This is a genomic window from Paenibacillus sp. 19GGS1-52 (assembly GCF_022369515.1).
In the GTDB taxonomy this organism is placed as follows: domain Bacteria; phylum Bacillota; class Bacilli; order Paenibacillales; family Paenibacillaceae; genus Paenibacillus_AQ.
In genome coordinates, this window is the sequence record NZ_CP059724.1 from 2,231,475 (window position 1) to 2,251,998 (window position 20,524).

Below are 20,524 nucleotides of genomic sequence, written 5' to 3' on the forward strand. Positions count from 1 at the left end.
AAAGCGATCCCCCTCTATAGCAACCCGACACCAGAATCCTGACCTCGCACGCTAATTGAACTTAGCCGGTGTCCAGAGGGTGCAACCCTTGGAGCCCTCCCTTGGAAGGGAGGGTTTGGGAGGGATCGAAAGGTAGGGATCGAAAGGTAGGGATCGAAAGTTAGGGATCGAAAGGTAGGGATCGAAAGGTAGGGATCGAAAGGTAGGTATCGAAAATTAGGGATTAAAAGGTAGGCATGGATGGTAGGTTTTGAAAGGTAAGAAATTAAAGGAGAATTAATTTGGAAATCCTATTCAGTGATTTTTTTCAGCGGGCGCTTGCCGGCGGACTGTTGATTGGTATTACGGCGCCGCTTATAGGCGTTTTTCTCGTGCTTAGACGGCTGTCCATGATTGGGGATACGCTGGCGCATGTAACGATAGCTGGTGTTGCGCTTGGTTTTTTGACTGGCTTTTATCCGCTTGGAGCGGGGCTAATTTTTGCAGTAGCGGCATCCTTTGGGATTGAGAAGCTCCGCAAGGCTTACAAAAGCTATGCGGAGCTGTCGATCGCGATCATCATGTCAGGTGGAGTAGCGTTGGCCTCCCTCTTTTTCACCTTGGGGAAAGGATATAATGCGGACGTTATGAGCTATCTGTTCGGCAGTATCTATACACTCGACAATATCGACCTCATCGTAGTGGGTATTGTGACCATAACTGTGGTTGTAGTAGTGACGTTATTCTTTAAGGAATTTTTTCTGCTTAGCTTTGAAGAAGATGCTGCCAGTGTCAGCGGCTTGCCTGTAAAGGTGCTCAATATGCTGATTACGGTTCTGACAGCTCTGGTTATCAGCACCGCGATCAAGATAGTAGGTTCTTTGCTTGTGTCTGCCCTGCTTACCGTTCCGGTAGCCATCAGCCTTTTGCTGGCTCGCAGCTTCAAATCAACCGTAGTATTGTCTGTGATCATAGCAGAAATTGCTGTTGTAGGTGGACTTGTTGTGGCTGGAATCTGGAATCTGGCACCAGGTGCGACGATTGTCCTGCTGCTGATTGCTCTTCTGGTATTGACCTTGGTCGGCAAAAAAGGATTGCCCGCTTAAAAGGATGTAGACTTGAACGAAGTGACTTGAACCCTAAGAAGGAGAGCTGCCACTTTGTCTAACATTAATGTTGGAATAGCATTTGCCGGCGGGTTAGCGTCATTTATTTCTCCCTGCTGTCTGCCGCTTTATCCCTCTTATCTGTCTTATATCACCGGTCTATCTGTGCAGCAATTAAAGTCAGGCAGCAATACAAAAGAGGTCCGTTTTAAGACTCTTACACATACCTTGGCATTTTTATTGGGATTCTCCGTAGTCTTTTATACGCTCGGATTCGGGGCCGGGCTATTTGGTCAATTCTTTAATGGGCAACGTGAATTGATCCGCCAGCTTTCCGCCATCCTTATTATCGCGATGGGGCTGTTTCTGCTGGGCATATTTCAACCGCAGTTTCTGCTGCGCGAACGTAAGCTGAACATAAAATGGAAGCCTGCAGGTTACGTCGGATCATTCGTATTTGGGATTGGCTTCTCCGCTGGCTGGTCACCCTGTATTGGATCAATTTTAACTCCAATTATCGCCCTTTCAGCAAGTAACCCAGGCACATGGTTTGCAATGATTACAGCTTACAGTATCGGATTTTCACTGCCATTTTTAGCTTTTGCCTTTTTCCTTGGTGGGGCACGACATATCCTTAAATACTCCAACCTGCTGATGAAGCTCGGCGGCGGGCTTATGATATTGATGGGTTTCCTGTTATTTACGGATCAAATGTTCCGGATTACTGTCTGGCTGCAGGGCATTACTCCAGAATGGCTGAAATTCTGATTGACAGCGGAACTGTTTTTAGGTAAAATAATCAATTCGTGCTTCCGGGAAATGCTCGAAAATCCGCTCTGTAATATACTCGCGCAGGGCGGTTTGCTGTTCGTCTGGATATACATATTTATTTTGCCCCCAGCGGCCCCATTTCTTTTTGCGCTTCTCAATATCCATCTCTAGCTTGGATTTGGGGTAGCGCTTCTCGATCAGGGTTTTGGCGGTCTTGGTGAAGCGATGCTGGATGAGCTCGAAAGTCAGACCTTTACCTATCTCTGGCTGCAGAGTTCGTGCCAATTGAGCCAACAGCTCTCCATAGCCTTCCTCCCAGCCGTCATACCAGATGATCGGGGCAATGATGAAGCCAAGCGGATAACCGGCGCGTGCGACCTTCCCGGCAGCCTCAATTCGTTCTTCGAACCGAGAGGTAGCAGGCTCGAAATTTCGGATAACATAGTCGGCGTTAATGCTGAAGCGTATTCGGGTATGGCCCTTGTGCTGTAAAGAAAGCAGAGGCTCGACATGCTGGTATTTGGTCACAAAACGAAGGCGACCCAGTGGTTCTTCAGCCATAAAGTTGATTAGCTCCTCCAGTGAACCGGTGATATGCTCCAGTCCGAGTGGGTCAGAAGTACAAGCTGCTTCAAAAGTTGTGATTTCCGGTGCCCGTTCTTCAATATAGCGCTTAGCTGCATTGATAACGTCTCCGGTGTTCACATATACACGGATGTAGGGCTTTGCGCCTAATGTGGTCTGTAAATAGCAATAATGGCAATGACCCATACAACCGGTGGCAATGGGGATCGCGTAATCGGCGGATGGCTTGGATTGGTCAAAAGTTAACGTTTTGCGTAAGCCGACAACGAGTGTTCTTTTGGCAATTTTGTATTGCTCTGATTCCGTTTCACCTGGCAGATTGGTGATGCGGTTATGTGACGTTGTCATTCGATAGGGAATATTCTGAGCTTTCACCCATTCCATGATACGTTCGCCTTTAGGGTAATTCAGGGCGCTCGGTTCGAAGAACACAAGCTCGGGAATGAAGAGACCCGTTGCCTTCCTTGGTTTCTTGAGGGTAGGCTGTACGGGCGTTACAACTGACATGAGATCACGCTCCTTAGGAATGAGGTTAACGATATTGTGCCATTACTAAGCTGTGTGAAACCTTGGTAATCCTATACAGGAGATGAGCGGTTTGCTCCCCGGGACTTGCCAAGGAGCGGCAGAAACATGTATCATTGTTAGAGCAAGGTTTGGCTAAGGCGCCATGCTCATAATAGAAAAGAGGTAAAATTTGATGCCAACACCCAGCATGGAGGATTATTTGGAGCGCATATACAAGCTCATAGATGAGAAGGGTTATGCGCGGGTCTCGGATATTGCCGAGGGATTGGAAGTACACCCCTCCTCTGTGACCAAGATGATCCAAAAACTGGATAAGGACGAATATCTCATCTATGAGAAATATCGTGGGCTTGTCCTGACCAATAAAGGGAAAAAAGTAGGGAAACGGCTTGTAGATCGTCATCAGCTGTTGGAGGAATTTCTGGGTCTGATCGGAGTTCAACCGGAGCATATCTATCAGGATGTGGAAGGAATTGAGCATCATTTAAGTTGGGACTCCATTACCCGTATAGAAACTCTGGTGGAGTATTTCCGCCGGGATGAAGCGCGTCTACAGACGTTATATGATATACACCTTGAGCTGGTTAGCGATTCTTAAACAGGTATAATAGTTGCTATTTCTGTTAAAACCGCAACCTTTTTCCTTTATTTACGTCAAAACGGATACCGTTCTTTTTTTGGAATCTTAAAAGAAAGCATCTTCAAGCCTACTTTTACGTATTCTGATGAGAAACAGTTACCGTCCATATAAGGTCGGCGTAAGCCGTTTCTTGTATGGATGGTAACTGTTTTTTATTTTTATACAATTCTTACTACCTGGGGGAGAAAAGATGAACTATCGTAAATGGATGTTTGGATTGCTGGTGATCTTGTTGTGCTTGCCCATGTGGTCTTCTGGTGCACGTGCAGCCACACTACAGATCACGATTGAACTGGATGGAGAGACACTGGTCAGTGATGTACCTCCATATATCACAACTTCCAATGTAACGATGGTGCCAATCAGTGTAATTAGTAAGGGATTGAGTGCTGGTGTAGATTGGAATCAGAGCACCAAGGCCGTTACGATCACTAAAGGGGATACCGTCCTTAAGCTGACTAGCGGCCAGAAATTTGCAGTTGTGAATGAAACATCAGTTGCCCTCGACACTTCAGTGCAAATCAAGCAAGGCAGGGTAATGGTACCCCTCCGATTTGTAAGTGAGCAGTTGGGACTGCAGGTCATATGGAATCAGGCTACCAAACATATAGCTCTGTATTCTAATATTGAGCCGCCTCAAGTAGCAGATCCGCAGACGCCTACTTTGCCAGTAACGCCAACGGTTCCGGCCCCAAGTGTGCCTTCGATACCGTCTGTGCCGGGTGCGAAGACTAGTAAAGCCATGAAGGGTGCCTGGATCTCCACAGTGTTCAATCTGGACTGGCCTTCTGTCTCTTCTGCAGGCAAAGCAGATAAGCAAAAGCAGGAGTTCGACAGCTTGCTGGACAAGCTGAAGGCAGTCGGATTTAATGCTGTCTTTGTTCAAGTAAGACCCTCTGCCGACAGCCTGTACCCATCAGCGCTGGTTCCTTGGTCGAAAGTGCTGACAGGAACTCAGGGCAAGAATCCTGGGTATGATCCGCTTGAATATATGGTAAGTGCAGCACATGCCCGGGGCCTGGAATTCCATGCCTGGTTCAACCCCTTCCGTGCCACAACAGATACCTCTGCCGCGACCTTAGCTTCGCTCACGAGCAACCATATTGTGAATGCACATCCGGATTGGATTGTAACTACAGGAGGCAAGAAATACATAAATCCAGGAATTCCACAGGCACGCCAGAGCATTATCGACACGGTTATGGAGGTCGTAAATGGCTATGATATTGATGGTGTGCATCTGGATGATTACTTCTATCCTTCAGACAGTTCCTTTGCGGATGATGTTGCCTATAAGACCTATAATTCAAAAGCCATATCCTCTAAGGAGAATTGGCGCCGTGATAATATTAATGAATTTGTTCGCGAGCTGGGCGCAGAAATTCATGCTGCCAAACCTTCCGTTTCTTATGGCATCAGTCCTTTTGGTGTATGGCGGAACAAAAAGTCAGATAGCACCGGCTCAGATACAACAGCAGGGGTATCTGCTTATGACAATATGTACGCGGATGTACGGACATGGATTAAAGAAGGCTGGATCGACTATGTCGCCCCGCAAATCTATTGGAGTCTTTCCTTTAGTGCAGCCCGCTATGACAAGCTGGTGGATTGGTGGGTCCAAGAGGTAGCGGATACTAACGTGGATCTATATATCGGCCAAGCAGCCTATAAAGTTGGGGCAAGTGATCAGAGCGCCGAATGGCAAAGCGGCCAACAGATCATCAACCAGCTGAAATACAATGAGAAATACGATGAGGTTGGCGGAAGCATTATGTTCAGAGCCAATGATATTGTGGTCCGGAATCCCTTTGGACTTGCCAGTCTGTTAACCTTTTATAATAAGTCATGAAATATCCCCCGTGCTCATAGATAAGCAATAGAATCTATGGGAACGGGGGATGTGTGTTTATGGAGATTAACGCGGTGTTTGAAGGTGGAGGTGTAAAGGGAATATCGCTCGCAGGAGCCGTAGAGGCAACGGAAAGGTCGGGCCGTACGTTTAAAAGAGTAGCAGGAACCTCTTCAGGTTCCATTATAGCCTCCTTGCTGGCCGCAGGTTACGATGGCAAGGAGATGAGCCGGATCATTCGAGGCACGTCCTTTACAGCATTTCTGAAAAGGGCACCGGTTTACAATACCCCCATTGTTGGACCTGCGCTACGAGTAATCACGAAGAAAGGGTTATATTCCGGTGAAGCACTAGAGTCCTGGATCTATGGCATTTTGCAGAAAAAAGGGATTGTGACTTTCAGCGACCTGCCCCGTGGGAAGCTATCGATTATTGCTTCGGACATTACGAACGGGCGGATTCTAGTGCTGCCGGAAGGGCTGGAGGAGTATGGGATTTCTCCCGACCATTTTGAGGTAGCAAAGGCTGTGCGCATGAGCTGCAGTATTCCCTACTTTTTCGATCCGGTCATGCTGCGGTTGAATGGGCAGGCGGCTAAGGGGAAATCCTTTAGGGAGCAATTTGTGTATCTTGTGGATGGCGGACTATTAAGTAATTTTCCTCTATGGTTGTTTGATGAGAAGAAAGAGGGAGCTAAATCTCCTGCTGGAATACCCACTGTAGGCTATCAGATGATCGGTAAGACGGACCCGCAGCCCCATAAGATTACAGGTCCATTCAGTATGCTGCAGGCCATGGTGGAGACCATGCTGTCGGCTCACGACGAACGTTACATTGAACAAGAGAAATTTGTTCGCAGCGTCAAGATTTCCACTCTGGGAATCGCTACAACCGAGTTCAATATCACACCTGCTCAAAGTGATGCGCTATATGCAGCGGGGCAGAAGGCTGGAGAGGATTTTTTCCGGGAATGGCGGCCGCGCTAATAGTCACTTATGAAAAAAGGCATCTCTTAACGTCAGGAATGACGTGAGAGATGCCTTTTGAATCAAATATAAGAATTTATATGTTTCACGCAATAATTTATCCTTATATTTCTCGAAGATAAACTTTAGTGATACTTCGGTAAATTCTCATCGTTCTTCCCTTTACTGCCTTCTATCACCTGGAAAGGATAGCTTTTACGTTTGCCAGAGGTGGCCTGTCCCTTACGCTTGCCAGCAACCTTAGCCATAGTCTTCTGTGAAGGCTTGACTTGTGTCTTCGATCCGCTGCTGCTAGTGCTGCGTGCGGATCGGGCTGGAGCTATTTTGTAGGCATAAAAAACAACCGCCAGCAGCAACACGGGGAATAATAAATTTCTTAACGAAATAATGCCACTACCTAAGATCCCTGTTATAAGACCAACTATTGCGAGTGCCACTGCACTCCAGAATATTAAAGCATGTCTGATCAAAAGGGCCTCATCCTTTCGCAGGATCCAATATGCCGCCTGACACACTTGCCTCCGTATATCCTCTTGCTTCAATCTCGGCATCAAGCTCACGCATACGATTGAAGGAAGCGATGGATACTTCCAACTGTTCCTCATTGGGTTCTTTGGTTGTAAGCAACTGCAGCCACAATCCAGGATAGCCCAAATATTTCAGACCCGGAATATCCTTCACGGCATTAGTTCCTTTCAGAACCTCAAAGGATATGCCAATGACAAACGGAATTAGAACAATGCGTTGTAATACCCGCTCCATAAGATTATCCCAAGGAATTACCGAGTAAATAATAACGCCCAGTATAATGGTCAGCATCATAAAGCTGCTCCCGCACCGGTAATGCAAGCGGCTGTACTTCTGTACCTTGCTCGGGGTCAGTTCTTCACCAGCCTCAAAGGCGCTGATAACCTTATGCTCGGCTCCATGATACTGAAACAACCGCTTGATAACAGGGGTCTGGGAGATACCCCATAAATAAACCAACAGCAGCAACAGTTTAATACCGCCCTCTACGAGGTTGTGCAAAATATAGTTATTAAATGCATTATGGAATAAAAAATCTTCAACGAATACCGGTACAAGCGTAAAAATGATCTTCCCGATCAGAAAAGAGAGAATTCCCATGACAGCTACGCCAAAAATCATTCCAAGACTCCAGCCCTCATCTTTTTTCTTCTGCTTCTCGATCTGCTTTTCAATCTGCTTTGCTCGATCCTCTGGCTCCACTTCATCATCGGCATAAGCCTCCGCCGAATAATTCAAGTGCTTGGAGCCTTTGGCGCTGGAATCTATAATACTGACAATGCCGCGAAGCAGCGGAATCTTGCGCAGTTTAATGACCCAGCTCTTATCGCTTTTCGGCACCTCCAAAAATGTAATTTCCTGATTCTTCCGCCGTACGGCTGTTACGTTAATGTGCTTGCCGCCGAACATAACGCCTTCGATAACGGCTTGGCCGCCGTAACTTGGAGTTCCTTGGGACAACCCATTCACCTTCCTGTAATTAAAATGGTTTATATATAATTCATTGTAACTAATTTTTGACTGTATTACTAGTTGGATTGCCTTTTGCTGTACATACTACTTGTTAGAGAGATCAAAAGACCATTCGTGGAAACTATATATGAAAGGGAGGCAGCCCTATGAGCATGTCGCATCAACAGAAATCCGATCCTACCAACCCCTGGATATTTGCTTTGGAATTGGGTTATTTTGCAGGTCTTATATGGGGAGGAGCACGCTGGCTCATGTATACCTTACACTTTACCAAGGTCATCCCTGGTTTTTTGGCGGAGCCCTTTTTTAAGCACGATTTTTTGGTGACGGCAGCAGGACATCTGCTTGGGTATTTATTTTTTATAGGCTTCTCGGTAGTGATGTCCTTGCTTTATGTGCTTATTCTGCGAAAACTGAAGGGGCCTTGGCCTGGAATGTTATATGGGGTTCTATGGTGGTCAGCTTTATTTCTCGCAGGCTCGCAACTTTTCTTGATGCAGCGGCCATTCCGGCTGCCTTGGAACTCTATAATTAGTGAATTTTGTCTCTTTTTGCTCTGGGGGCTGTTCATTGGATACACCGCAGCCATCGAATACACTGATGAGCGAAAGCGTGAGCAAACCACAAGACTTGCCTGATGCCCCGAAAAAACTTCTCAAGGGCATATCCCTATGTTAAAATACAATGTGGCTATTTCGAGAGGAGAATGAAAATGGGCAACAAGCGTATCTCCAAGCTACGTAAGGTTTTGCAGGATCATGGATTGGAAGCGATGTTAATAACCAGCGGCATTAACCGCCGCTATTTAAGTGGCTTCACCGGCTCGTCCGGTTATGTGCTGGTCACCGGTGATGACTGTTATCTGCTGACTGACTTCAGGTATATGACACAGGCTGCTGAACAAGCAGCGGGAGTGAAGGTTGTAGAGCACGGTCCGAAGTTCATCGATACCATTCGTGAACTGCTGCCTGCGGGCGAAAATGTACGGATTGGCTTTGAGCAGGAGGATGTAACTTTCAGTGCTTATACCGCTTATGCGGAAGCGTTGAAAGAGGCGGTGTTGATTCCAGTCTCCAAAGCTGTGGAGAATCTGCGCACATTCAAGGATCAAGAGGAGCTTGCCGTTATGGGGCGGGCAGCAGATCTGGCAGATGCTACCTTCAGTCATATTCTGAATGTAATCAAACCAGGGATGACCGAGCGCGATGTTGATCTGGAAATGGAATTCTACATGCGCACTCATGGTGCAACTTCTTCCTCGTTTGATACCATTGTGGCTTCTGGTGAACGTTCAGCAATGCCGCATGGCGTAGCAAGCAGCCGTGTAATTAAGGGTAATGAATTCGTAACCTTCGATTTCGGCGCATTATTGGACGGGTACTGCTCGGACGTGACCCGGACCATAGCTTTGGGATCTCCAGATCCCAAGCTGAAAGAGATCTACGATATTGTGCTGGAAGCTCAATTGCATGCACTAGCACATATCAAACCGGGTATGACGGGCCGGGAATGCGACGCCTTGGCGCGTGACATTATTGTCCGTTACGGGTACGGAGAGTATTTCGGACACAGTACGGGTCATGGCCTTGGCATGGAAGTGCATGAATGGCCGCGATTGTCCAAGCTTAGCGATGAAGTGATGGAGCCGGGTATGGTCGTGACTGTCGAACCTGGTATTTATTTGCCAGGTATTGGTGGCGTCCGCATTGAAGACGACATTGTGATCACCGAAAATGGCATTGCTCTGCTGACACACTCATCGAAAGATTACTTGGTGCTGTAATTTATGTTTTATTATTGATTTTCAGGAGGGATTCTTAGTGATTTCAGTTAACGATTTCAAAACAGGATTAACCGTTGAGGTAGACGGAGATATTTACACAGTTATCGATTTCCAGCATGTAAAACCAGGTAAAGGTGCGGCATTTGTACGCTCAAAGCTCAAAAACCTGCGCAACGGTAACACCGTAGAAAAAACCTTCCGTGCAGGCGAAACCATTGGCCGGGCAATTATTGAGAACCGTGCCGTGCAGTACCTGTATGCAAGTGGTCAAGATCATGTCTTCATGGATAACGAGACTTATGACCAATTCACACTTGATGCTAAACAGCTGGAATGGGAGCTTAACTTCATCAGAGAGAACATGACTGTTAACATCATCAGCTACAAGGGCGAGATTCTGGGCATTAACCTTCCTACCAGCGTAGAACTGAAGGTTGTGGAAACGGAGCCAGGAATCAAAGGTAATACAGCTCAAGGCGCGACTAAATTCGCCAAAGTGGAAACTGGCCTGAATGTTCAGGTTCCTCTGTTCATTAACGAAGATGATGTACTGCTTATCGACACACGTGAAGGTAAATACATCTCCCGCGCGTAGGCATTTGTTATTTAAAAAGATAAGAATTTATACACAATAACTTATCCTTCTATTTCTCGAAGAAACGGGTACCGTCCCTATAAAGGACGGTATTCGTTTTTTCTTGAATATTCTCAGTTAACCAGCCTCCCCGCTTTTTGCGGTGGGGTTTTTGCTGTTTTTCGAGAACAATCCTAGAATTTTTTTGTGAAACCATTAACGCAAGTCACTATTTTCGTATTATACTGGTTTAAAGCGTGAAACCAAAAGGTATGCTACTACATAGACCGAAATAGGGAGTGAATTGGACTTTGTCACTTTATGTTATGAAATTCGGAGGCAGCTCCGTCGGCGACACCGAACGTATGAAACGCGTCGCCAAGCGCATCGCAGACAAGCAGGATGAGGGGCACCACTGCGTTGTGGTTGTATCCGCCATGGGCGACACAACGGATGAATTGATCGATCAGGCGAAGCAACTGAACGGGCAGCCGCCCGCACGTGAAATGGATATGCTGATGACGACTGGAGAACAAATCTCTGTAGCGCTGTTGTCCATTGCTCTTCACGGAATCGGACGGGATGCTGTTTCTTATACAGGCTGGCAGGCCGGATTCCGCACGGATGATACTCACGGACGTGCCCGCATTAATGAAATTGTACCGCGGCGCGTACTGGAATCACTGGAAAAGAATCGAATTGTTATCGTAGCCGGTTTTCAGGGCATGACGCTTGATGGGGAGATTACTACCCTTGGACGCGGAGGCTCAGATACGACAGCTGTAGCGCTGGCTGCAGCGATCAAAGCTGATGTATGTGAGATCTATACTGATGTAGACGGAATTTATTCCACAGACCCGCGTATCGTGAAAAGTGCGCGGAAGCTGAAGGAAATCTCTTATGACGAAATGCTCGAACTGGCCAATCTGGGCGCAGCAGTCTTGCATCCACGTGCTGTGGAATACGCGAAACGTCATCAAGTAAAGCTGGTCGTCAGATCAAGCTTCAACACTAATGAAGGTACCGTTGTGAAGGAGGAAGCGAGCATGGAGCAGGGAGTTGTAGTCAGCGGAATTGCGTATGACAAGAATGTAGCACGTATTAGTATTTTGGGAGTGCCTGATATGCCAGGCGTGCTGGCGCAAGTCTTCGGCAAGCTGGCGGAAGAGGGCGTTGACGTAGATATTATCGTACAGAGCGGAGTGCAGAACAAGAAGGCTGATTTCTCCTTTACCGTCTCCTTGGATGATATGGCACGGGCTAAAGAAGTTATTGAGCAAATGCATGCAACTTTGCCTTATAGTGAAGTTACATCTGAAGATAACCTCGTGAAGGTATCCATTGTGGGCGCAGGCATGGTCAGCCACCCTGGTGTTGCCGCACAAATGTTTGAAGTCATCTCCAAGCAGGGCGTTAGTATCAAGATGGTTAGTACCTCCGAGATCAAGGTTTCCTGCGTGATTGAATCCGGTAATCTGCAACATATCATTCAGGCGCTTCACACCGCCTATAACTTGGATACGACCGAGCAGGCCTTCGTTGGTGGTCCTCAGGATCGCCGCTAAACACTGCTTTAGAATCAAAAAAGGATGTCCTAAAGCCTCTATAGGCTAAGGACATCCTTTTTTGTTGTTCTATCTCAGTTGAAATCAAGAAAGCTTCTTCATCGGGAAGGGGAGGTTTCATCCCTAAATGAATTCTAAGATGAATTTGATTGCATAAAGTGCAATAGAATCCTCTTATCTCCGGCAAAAAAAAGATTCTACTGTATTACGTACATTAGAATTTCGCAAAACACCTGATTTAGAGCACTTCTGCGTCATTTGATTGCACAAAATACAGTAGAAACCAATTTTATCCACTATCAGACCCATTCTACTGTACAAAATACACTCAAAGAGCTATTTGCAGATATCTGCAGAAAATCAAACCATCCTCCGAAACCTGCCCACGATCTCTACGGTCTGCAGCACGTTAACAAATGATTTCGGATCGGTCTCCAGAATGGTCTTTCGCAACGTGGCCAGCTCATAGCGGGTTGTAACGGTCATCAACATCGCATTACCTTCGTGGCTATAGCCACCCTCCGTATTGACCACCGTGACGCCGTGAGGCAGTCGGGTAAGCGACTCCAGCATTCTATCCCGCTCCTTCGTAACAATGAAGCAGGTTAATTTCACATGGCGGATATGGATCATATCTACCACTCTGCTCTTGACGAAGATACAGAGCATGGCGTACAGTGCGGAGTCCCAGCTTTTGAAGAACCCGAGACTTAGAATAACGAGCCCGTCCATTACAAAGAGTACGCTCCCCATAGGGATATCATGCTTACGGGTAATAATAGAGCCTAATATGTCAAATCCACCGGAAGAACCTCCAGCACGCAGCGAGAAACCCACTCCGCCTGCAATGATTACCCCGCCAAATATACTCGCCAGAATGGGGTCCTTGGTCAACTGCACCACAGGAATAATATTCAGAAACCAGGTCGTGGCTAGAACGGATAACATGCTTAAACAAATATATTTCTTGCCTACAACGATAAAGCCCCAGATAAGAATAGGAAGGTTAATAGCAAAATAAATGAGCGAGATAAACTTTGGATTCGTTAAATAACCGGCTACGGAAGCCACTCCGGCTACTCCTCCACTTAAAAGCTGGTGAGGAATGAGAAATAACCGAAGCCCGCTTGCCACCAAAAAGGCCGAGAAAATGATAATGACAATTTCCCGAACTTGTTTGGCCACAGTTCCAGTAACGAGCGGTACTCCGTAATTACGAACGTGCATAACAAAAATCCCCTTTTTTCTTGTGTTTTTACCACTAACTCTGTTCAAAAGATTAGGAAGTATAAGTTTAACCTATCTGAGGTCCTTATATTTGCCTTTCTGCTTTTTAAACACATGCAAAGTTTATTTTATCATACTGATGATATTTTTTTATTGCTGGAAGCTCTATGATTTCTTTCACACTTTTAATTGTCTAAAGTAGGCCAGTCCCGCATAACCATGGATAATAGCCGCTTACAGCAGCGATTGGAGGCATAAGTCTGGGGCTTAAATCAATAAAAAGGAGTTGAGCAGATTGGACAAGTATGTAAGCTGGATGGCAGTGCTGCGAATAATATCCGGCAGTGTGGAAATTTCAGCTGCACTTCTTATGCTGCGCTTGAATCAGGTGGACAAGGCGCTGGTAGTGAATTCGGCGCTAGCACTGGTAGGTCCGACTGTATTGATCTTGACTACAACCATTGGCCTTACAGGGATGACCCAGCAGCTTTCGTGGAGCAAGATTGGCTGGATCGGTTGCGGAGTGGCCTTTCTCTTAATCGGCATTCTGAAAAAATGATAGATGATAGGCATAAACGACACGTACAAGCATAAATATGGATTAAAGCAAATGAAGTAGAGGACAACTTGGGGGTTCATGGGTATGGCTAACGATTGGCTTCAATTGTTTCCTGAAAAAGTGAGATCTTTGCTCCAAACACTCCCCAGCCCGCTGCTTGGGATGGTTGAGGAAATACGTGTCCGCGAAAGCCGTCCGCTTGAAATTAATTATTCCGGAAGGTATCACTTTCTCTCCGGGGACGGCAGCCTGACGCAGATTCCAGAAGAAGCCTACAAGCCGGACCGGGAAGACACTCACCGGCTGCTGGATCTGATCAGCAACCATTCACTGTACACGATGGAGGAAGAGCTGCGCAAAGGCTTCATTACGATTCCCGGTGGGCATCGGATTGGACTGGCTGGTCGAACGGTGCTGAGTGGGGGTGGCGTGGAGCATTTGCGCGATATTACCAGCTTCAATGTGCGGATTGCCCGTGCTGTGCCTGGCATCGCCGATGGTGTGCTGCCTTATCTGCTGGACAGGGGGCGGCAGCGGATTATGCATACGCTGATCCTATCGCCACCTCAGCACGGCAAGACAACCCTGCTGCGTGACCTGGCAAGGCAAATCTCCACTGGTGTGCAAAGCAAGCGGGAGGGCGTACGGCCTGGGCTGAAGGTTGGAATTGTTGATGAACGTTCGGAAATTGCCGGTAGCAGACGTGGTATTCCGGCCTTTGACGTCGGCCCGCGCACAGACATTCTGGATGGGTGCCCCAAAGCGGAAGGCATGATGATGATGATACGCTCGCTCTCGCCTGATGTGCTAATCGCAGATGAGATTGGCCGCCCTGAGGACGCTGAGGCCGTGACGGAGGCGCTGCACGCCGGAATATCCGTTGTAGCGTCTGCACACGGCAAGGAAGTGTCCGAGCTGGCCCGCAGGCCGGGCCTAGGCGGATTGCTGGAGCACAAGATGTTCGAACGGTATGTTATCCTACACCGCTCAGAAGCGGGCCTCTCCTTTCGAATCCTCGACAGCCAGAAACGCGGGCTGCTGCTGGTCTCTGCGGAGGAACGGATAGGCGGTGACGTTCATGCTTAAGCTGTTTGGCGCCGTGTTGATCGTGCTGGCGGGTACGCTGGCAGGATTCCAGCGTGCTCGGCAGTATGCTGACAGGCCGCAGCACATTCGTGGCTTAATCGCCGCTCTACAACGGCTGGAGACCGAAATTATGTACGGGTTCACACCGCTGCCGGAAGCCATGAGGCGGATCGGGCAGCAGTCCAGAGAACCGCTAAAGTGGTTTTTTGTCAAAACTGCCGAAGAGATGAGTCCTCCACATGACCGGAGTGCCCAGGATGCCTTCCAGCGGGTCATGGAAGCTCACTGGAAGACGACCGCAATGAAGGGGACAGAGAAAGAGATTCTCCGACAGCTTAGCTGCACGCTGGGTACAAGCGACAGGACGAATCAGAGTACCCATATTGCACTGGCTTTGCAGCAATTGAAGCAGGAGGAAACAATGGCCAGAGAGGATCAGGGCAAGTATGAAAAAATGAGTAAAAGCCTGGGTCTGCTGCTTGGAGCATTGATCGTCATTTTGATCTTTTAGCGAGGTGCCAGGAATGAATATTGAAGTTAACGCCATCTTTCAAATTGCCGGCATCGGCATCATTATAGCCATGATCCACACGGTGCTTAAGCAGATGGGCAAAGAGGATATGGCTCATTGGGTGACGATCGTCGGGTTTATTGTTGTGTTGTTTATGGTGATCCGCATGCTGGATGGATTGCTCCAGGAAATAAAAACGATCTTTCTTTTTCAATAAGGTGTGCCATGGAAATCATTCAGGTTGTTGGAATCGGGCTGATGTCGACCATCCTTATCCTTATTCTCAAGGAACAAAAGCCACTGTTCGCCTTTCTGCTCGCTACAGCAACAGGCATTATGATCTTTCTGTTCCTGATGGGCAAGATTGGGATGATCCTCTCTACGCTTGAGCGCGTGGCTGAATCATCAGGGATGGAAATGATCTATCTGAAGACAGTGTTCAAAATTATCGGGATTTCGTATATCGCGGAATTTGGAGCCCAGATTGTACGTGACGCAGGTCAGGAAGGGATCGCCTCCAAAATTGAGCTCGCAGGCAAAGTGCTCATTATGGTGCTGGCCGTACCTATTATCAGCATTATTATCGAAACTGTGATGAAGCTTTTGCCTGCTTGAACCTATAAATACGCTTTGCCAGTCGGCTAACAGGAGGAGAAGTTATGCAAGTGCGCAGTATTTTTCGGCCTCCCAAATTAAAAATGATACTGCTGCTGCTTCCTTGCTTATTGTTTCTTTGGTGCGCTGGGACTGCTCAGGCCTCTCCTGTCAGCTCCTCCTCTACCGACTCTGACTCTAGCTCACCCGTCGATAAATGGGTGAAGAGCCAAGTCCAGGACCTGCCTAAGGACGGAGTTGAGATGTACTGGGATCAGTTGATGAAGGATTACGGCGGGTTTTTCCCCGATGGGGCCACACCTTCACTTATGGACATGCTGCTTCCGGGGGATAAGGGGCTTAGCTTTCAGGGTGTATTATCCGGTCTTATGGGATACATGTGGCATGAAGTGCTGTATAACGGCAAGCTACTGGTGACGATTGTCATGATCAGTGTGCTCAGCATGATTCTGGAGACGCTGCAGACCGCTTTTGAACGTAAAACAGTCAGTAAGGTTGCTTATACGCTCTGTTACATGGTCGTGCTGGTGATCGCCGTCAACAGCTTCAATATATCGATAGGGTATGCACAGGATGCGATCGACCGGATGATCGACTTCATGATGGCCATGATTCCACTGCTGTTTGCGCTTTTGGCTTCTATGGGCAATGTCGTTACCGTCTCAGTGACCCATCCGTTGATTGTTTTTATGATTCATACCGTTGGGACGCTGATCCATACTGTAGTCTTCCCGCTGCTGTTCTTCTCGGCGGTGCTGCATCTAGTCAGCGCATTGTCGGAGAAATATAAGCTGACTCAGCTGGCCAATCTGCTGCGCAATATTGGAGCGGGACTGCTGGGAGTGCTGCTGACCGTGTTCCTGGGCGTGATTTCAGTCAGAGGAATTACCGCATCTGTAACGGATGGGGTCACAATCAGGGCCGCTAAATATATAACAGGCAATTTCGTGCCGGTCATCGGTAAAATGTTCGCAGATGCTACGGATACGGTAATCTCGGCCTCACTGCTGGTGAAGAATGCCATCGGGCTGTCGGGTGTCATTATCATTTTGTTCATTTGTGCTTTTCCAGCGATCAAAATACTGGTGCTGGCCCTCATCTACAATGTGGCCGCCGCGGTAATGCAGCCGCTGGGAGAAACACCGATCGTAAGCTGCCTGCAGACTATCGGAAAAAGCATGATTTATGTCTTCGCCGCATTGGCTGCTGTATCGTTAATGTTTTTTATGGCGGTCACGATTATGCTGACTGCCGGTAATGTCACCGTCATGATGAGGTGAGACTCAAGGCTACATTTCGAAACGAGTTTAGGAGGGTTACCATGACCTGGTTAGGCGGGTGGCTGCGGGAGATCATTCTGGTTGTGCTGCTGGCAGCTTTCGTGGAAATGCTGCTTCCGAGTAAGTCCATGGAGCGTTACGCCAGGCTGGTGCTCAGTTTGCTGGTACTGCTCACCATGCTGAGTCCGATTGTTTCACTACTGAAGGGGGACGCTGCGTCAGAACTAAGTGTTGCCATAGCGAAGCAGGAGAAAGATGGCGGACTGCTCTCAGGAGCCAAACAAGGAGACGATTCGCTGCAGAAGATTCTGGCGGATGGGCAGATGCTAGCCAAGGGGCGCCAGGAGCAGAGCTTGAAGTTGGCCGCTCAGGAAGTTGCTGGTCAGATGAGAGATCAAATCACCAGTGAGACCGGAGTGCGCGGGGCACAAGTTACAGTGAAACTTGGGATGGGAAAAGCCGCTGATGCAACTATCGGCCAAGAGGTCCCGGTGATTTCTTCGGTGAGCGTCTCCTTGCCAGCAACAACTGGCGGAGCCACTGGAACTAGCAGTCCTACAACCACGGGAACAACAACCGCAGAGTCGATTGTTATTCCACCAGTGGAAGCAGTCCAGATCACAGTAGAGACTACTCCTGACACTGAGGAGACTGGAACAGCAGCTGGGGCTGGGACGGAAGCAGCGAATGGAAGCAATAAGGCTGACAATCACGCAGCAGATGAGGCCGATTCAATAATTAAGCTGTTAGAGCAGAAATGGGACCTGGCTCCCGGAGTTATTCAGGTGCAGGGCAATAGCAGCAGTGACACTAAACTTTGAACCTTATACTCTGATGCTTGAATTATAGATGAATGCTTGCAATACGAGTCTTGCGCGAAGAACTTTTAGGAGGGATAGAATGGGCAATTGGCTGAAAAAACTGGAGCAATGGGCTGGGGGCGGTGCTGGGAGTCCGAAGCGAAGTCATACCTTTCGCTGGCTGATTATTCTGGGTCTGCTAGGTGCGGCGATTATGCTGTTCAATTCCTTCGTTAACGTGAAGAAGCTGGACAGTGAGAACACGGGGCGTGAGCCGCCAGTGAATCAATCCACACAGTCCGCATTGCTGCAGGGTGAGACAACGACGCCAAATTCATTCGACAGTATTGAAGAGGCCATGGAGAATCGGACGAAGGAGATTCTGGAAAAAATCGTTGGCGTCGGTACAGTCGATATCATGGTCACCGTAGACTCAACAGAGGAGATTGTTGTGCAACGCAATATGAATGATTCTCAGCAGCTTAGTGAAGAAACCGATGCAAGTGGCGGCAAGCGGCATACGACACAGTATACAAGGGATGGCGAAATTGTCACCTACACGCAGTCGGGGGATGAGACGCCAATCATCACGAAGCGAATTAAACCCCAAGTTCGCGGTGTGCTCGTTGTAGCCAAAGGGGCCGAGAACAAAGTCGTACGAGGACTGATTGAACAAGCCATTGAAAAAGGTCTGAATGTGCCAAGTTATCGCATTTCTGTTGTCCCGCGCAAGCAGGAATAGGAGAAGGCTAACAAAACTAAGCAAATGCTTACGAAGCCAGTGTAATTGCGAAGTAGATCATGGGAGTGAAAGCTCCATTAAATTCAAGTTTATGCTTACGAAGCGATTTTAATGCGAAGTAGATCATGGAAGTATAAGCTCCATTAAAATTTTAGGAGGAATAATCAATGAATGGAAAAAGACAAACAATTTGGTTGGTTTCCATGCTCAGCTTGATGGTGGTCCTTTCGGCATACTATTTATTCACAGAGGATTCTGGAGCTTCGGTTCCAAAAGAAACGGCAGGTACTATTCAGGTAGACTCAGCCAAAAATACTGCGGATGCGGCTGATCCAACGGTTGGTGATTCTGGTGTAGTTGTCAATGAAGTAGTGACACAGGGCGAGGTAGCAGCCGACCCGGGTACCGCTGCTGATAACAGTAATGCTGCAACAGCCAATAGCGACAGCTCCGCAATTCTGGATGACAGCACTGCCGGTACAACCAATAGTGCCGACCCAGAAAACACTGCCACTGATACAACTGCTACTAATGCAACGGATGAAAAATCCACTTCTGACCAAACAGCCACCAATACGGCTGATTCAGGCAAGGTTGCAACAGATCCAGCTGTTACGGATAAAGCTGCAACAGATACGGCGTCAACCTCAAAGACGAAGATTCCGGCCAAAGATGACGCAGCGATCCTGGATGAAGTAGCCTCCCAAAGCGTATCGGCAAGCAGCCTATTCAGTAACTATCTTTACGAACGTGAGCAAAAGAACCTGAAGGATCAAAATGATCTGCTCGCCTTAATCAATGACATGGATAAGACTCCTGCAGATAACGCGGTAGCACAGGAGCAACTCCGTACGCTGGAGGAAAAAGAATCTAAAATCACCGGAATTGAAGAGCAGCTTCAACAAAAATACGGTGAAGCAATTGTGAAAGAGGAGTCTGGAGACTCTTATAAAGTCGTCGTGCTCAGTGACAAGCTGGACGTCAAATCGGCCGTAGTAATTGTGGATCTAGTGATGAAAGAATTGAGTGTATCCCAGGACAAAGTCAGTGTACAGTATGTCACCGAGCAATAAGAGGGTTGCATAAAACATAAGAAAATGACGAAAGAGCTCGGGTTCTCCCGGGCTCTTTCCATTTCTAGCGTTTGTGATATAATACATAAAGTTATCTTGAAATATTAGAAAGTATAAGTTTCTGCTATACTTTGCTTATGTTTCTGCGAGAAACGGATACCGTCCCTCTAAGGACGATGCAGCCGGTTCTTCTTATCCGCGATGAAGAGTGGCTTTGAGAGAAAGCTGAAGGAGTGAACTGATATATGTTCAAGTTAAGCGAAATTAAGGAATTAATTAAATTGCTGGACCAGACCTCCTCTGTACATGAATTGGAGATCGAAAGCGAAGGAATGAAGCTGGCTATTCGCAAACCGGATCGCCCTGAAGCTGATGGATCAGCAATTCAGGCGACTCCTTATGCCTACCCCTTTACGCACGCCCCACAGCCGCAGAGCCCGCAACAAGTTTTTTATACGGCAGCCAGCGAGGCTCCTTCTGCACCGCAGCCGCAGGCTACTCCTGTAGAAGGCACATTACATAAAATCGTGTCTCCAATGGTGGGGACTTTCTATAGTGCCGCATCTCCGGAACTAGGGTCATTTGTAAATGTGGGCGACCGTGTTAGTGAGAAATCAACGGTATGCATTATTGAAGCAATGAAGCTGATGAATGAGCTGGAAGCGGAGATTAAGGGTGAAATCGTGTCTGTACTGGCTGAGAACGGTCAGCTTGTAGAATACGGTCAGCCGCTGTTCCTGGTGAAACCGGAATAAACATCCGCAG

23 protein-coding genes are annotated in these 20,524 nt (G+C 47.7%); 19 read left to right on the forward strand and 4 right to left on the reverse strand.

The genetic code is table 11. The features are described from left to right. Positions 1-281: 281 nt before the first annotated feature. Both H1230_RS10410 and H1230_RS10415 read left to right on the forward strand, forming a co-directional pair. Entirely contained in the window at positions 282-1,085 is an 804-nt protein-coding gene (locus tag H1230_RS10410) for a metal ABC transporter permease (RefSeq protein WP_239715402.1), read from the forward strand. A gap of 54 nt (positions 1,086-1,139) precedes the next feature. Continuing rightward, positions 1,140-1,853, forward strand: coding sequence for a cytochrome c biogenesis CcdA family protein (locus H1230_RS10415; protein ID WP_239715403.1), 714 nt, complete (start codon positions 1,140-1,142; stop codon positions 1,851-1,853). An 18-nt stretch (positions 1,854-1,871) separates the two neighbouring features. Here the strand turns inward: H1230_RS10415 and splB are convergent, their stop codons facing one another. Continuing rightward, positions 1,872-2,948 (reverse strand): spore photoproduct lyase, encoded by a 1,077-nt coding sequence (gene splB / locus H1230_RS10420; RefSeq protein WP_239715404.1) that lies wholly within the window; start codon positions 2,946-2,948, stop codon positions 1,872-1,874. A 193-nt stretch (positions 2,949-3,141) separates the two neighbouring features. Here splB and mntR point away from each other — a divergent pair, with 193 nt between their 5' ends. From mntR to H1230_RS10435, 3 genes are all read left to right on the forward strand, one after another. After that, on the forward strand, positions 3,142-3,567 hold the full coding sequence (mntR, locus tag H1230_RS10425) for a transcriptional regulator MntR (protein WP_239715405.1): 426 nt from the start codon (positions 3,142-3,144) through the stop codon (positions 3,565-3,567). Between the two features lie 232 nt (positions 3,568-3,799). Continuing rightward, positions 3,800-5,458: a family 10 glycosylhydrolase gene (locus tag H1230_RS10430; RefSeq protein ID WP_239715406.1), complete on the forward strand. Its 1,659-nt coding sequence runs from the start codon at positions 3,800-3,802 to the stop codon at positions 5,456-5,458. A 59-nt stretch (positions 5,459-5,517) separates the two neighbouring features. Further along, positions 5,518-6,444 carry a patatin-like phospholipase family protein gene (locus H1230_RS10435; protein ID WP_239715407.1) on the forward strand — a complete coding sequence of 309 codons (927 nt, stop codon included), beginning with the start codon at positions 5,518-5,520 and terminating at the stop codon, positions 6,442-6,444. A 125-nt stretch (positions 6,445-6,569) separates the two neighbouring features. Here the strand turns inward: H1230_RS10435 and H1230_RS10440 are convergent, their stop codons facing one another. Beyond that, complete coding sequence (locus H1230_RS10440; protein WP_239715408.1) at positions 6,570-6,914, reverse strand: hypothetical protein; 345 nt, start codon at positions 6,912-6,914, stop codon at positions 6,570-6,572. Between the two features lie 7 nt (positions 6,915-6,921). Continuing rightward, the gene (locus H1230_RS10445; protein ID WP_481857168.1) at positions 6,922-7,881 is read right to left on the reverse strand and encodes a DUF1385 domain-containing protein; all 960 of its coding nucleotides are present in this window, start codon (positions 7,879-7,881) and stop codon (positions 6,922-6,924) included. Positions 7,882-8,090: 209 nt separating this feature from the next. On the opposite strand from H1230_RS10445, the gene H1230_RS10450 reads away from it, so the two are divergent. From H1230_RS10450 to H1230_RS10465, 4 genes are all read left to right on the forward strand, one after another. Beyond that, positions 8,091-8,582, forward strand: coding sequence for a YqhR family membrane protein (locus H1230_RS10450; protein WP_239715410.1), 492 nt, complete (start codon positions 8,091-8,093; stop codon positions 8,580-8,582). A gap of 74 nt (positions 8,583-8,656) precedes the next feature. Further along, positions 8,657-9,727 (forward strand): M24 family metallopeptidase, encoded by a 1,071-nt coding sequence (locus H1230_RS10455; protein WP_239715411.1) that lies wholly within the window; start codon positions 8,657-8,659, stop codon positions 9,725-9,727. Between the two features lie 37 nt (positions 9,728-9,764). Continuing rightward, the gene (efp, locus tag H1230_RS10460; RefSeq protein ID WP_239715412.1) at positions 9,765-10,322 is read left to right on the forward strand and encodes an elongation factor P; all 558 of its coding nucleotides are present in this window, start codon (positions 9,765-9,767) and stop codon (positions 10,320-10,322) included. A gap of 290 nt (positions 10,323-10,612) precedes the next feature. Next, complete coding sequence (locus H1230_RS10465; protein ID WP_239715413.1) at positions 10,613-11,866, forward strand: aspartate kinase; 1,254 nt, start codon at positions 10,613-10,615, stop codon at positions 11,864-11,866. 360 nt (positions 11,867-12,226) lie between these two features. Here H1230_RS10465 and H1230_RS10470 read toward each other — a convergent pair whose 3' ends face one another. Further along, positions 12,227-13,093 carry a YitT family protein gene (locus H1230_RS10470; protein WP_239715414.1) on the reverse strand — a complete coding sequence of 289 codons (867 nt, stop codon included), beginning with the start codon at positions 13,091-13,093 and terminating at the stop codon, positions 12,227-12,229. Between the two features lie 295 nt (positions 13,094-13,388). Here H1230_RS10470 and H1230_RS10475 point away from each other — a divergent pair, with 295 nt between their 5' ends. The 10 genes from H1230_RS10475 (at position 13,389) to accB (ending at position 20,514) form a co-directional block, all read left to right on the forward strand. Continuing rightward, positions 13,389-13,652 (forward strand): YqhV family protein, encoded by a 264-nt coding sequence (locus H1230_RS10475; protein WP_481857130.1) that lies wholly within the window; start codon positions 13,389-13,391, stop codon positions 13,650-13,652. Between the two features lie 84 nt (positions 13,653-13,736). Further along, positions 13,737-14,738, forward strand: a complete 1,002-nt coding sequence (gene spoIIIAA / locus H1230_RS10480) for a stage III sporulation protein AA (RefSeq protein ID WP_239715415.1) — start codon at positions 13,737-13,739, stop codon at positions 14,736-14,738. Next, positions 14,731-15,249, forward strand: coding sequence for a stage III sporulation protein SpoIIIAB (gene spoIIIAB / locus H1230_RS10485; protein ID WP_239715416.1), 519 nt, complete (start codon positions 14,731-14,733; stop codon positions 15,247-15,249). Before spoIIIAA ends, spoIIIAB begins: the two co-directional genes overlap by 8 nt. Positions 15,250-15,262: 13 nt before the next feature. Then, on the forward strand, positions 15,263-15,466 hold the full coding sequence (gene spoIIIAC / locus H1230_RS10490) for a stage III sporulation protein AC (RefSeq protein WP_154118574.1): 204 nt from the start codon (positions 15,263-15,265) through the stop codon (positions 15,464-15,466). A gap of 8 nt (positions 15,467-15,474) precedes the next feature. Beyond that, a complete protein-coding gene (gene spoIIIAD / locus H1230_RS10495; RefSeq protein ID WP_154118573.1) occupies positions 15,475-15,864 on the forward strand; it encodes a stage III sporulation protein AD in 390 nt (129 codons plus the stop codon). Positions 15,865-15,908: 44 nt separating this feature from the next. Further along, entirely contained in the window at positions 15,909-17,144 is a 1,236-nt protein-coding gene (spoIIIAE, locus tag H1230_RS10500; protein WP_239715417.1) for a stage III sporulation protein AE, read from the forward strand. A gap of 41 nt (positions 17,145-17,185) precedes the next feature. Then, positions 17,186-17,965: a stage III sporulation protein AF gene (spoIIIAF, locus tag H1230_RS10505; RefSeq protein ID WP_239715418.1), complete on the forward strand. Its 780-nt coding sequence runs from the start codon at positions 17,186-17,188 to the stop codon at positions 17,963-17,965. Between the two features lie 79 nt (positions 17,966-18,044). Beyond that, positions 18,045-18,686, forward strand: coding sequence for a stage III sporulation protein AG (gene spoIIIAG / locus H1230_RS10510; protein ID WP_239715419.1), 642 nt, complete (start codon positions 18,045-18,047; stop codon positions 18,684-18,686). A 167-nt stretch (positions 18,687-18,853) separates the two neighbouring features. Further along, the gene (locus H1230_RS10515) at positions 18,854-19,759 is read left to right on the forward strand and encodes a SpoIIIAH-like family protein (protein ID WP_239715420.1); all 906 of its coding nucleotides are present in this window, start codon (positions 18,854-18,856) and stop codon (positions 19,757-19,759) included. 245 nt (positions 19,760-20,004) lie between these two features. Further along, on the forward strand, positions 20,005-20,514 hold the full coding sequence (gene accB, locus H1230_RS10520) for an acetyl-CoA carboxylase biotin carboxyl carrier protein (protein ID WP_239715421.1): 510 nt from the start codon (positions 20,005-20,007) through the stop codon (positions 20,512-20,514). The last annotated feature ends 10 nt before the right edge of the window (positions 20,515-20,524 follow it).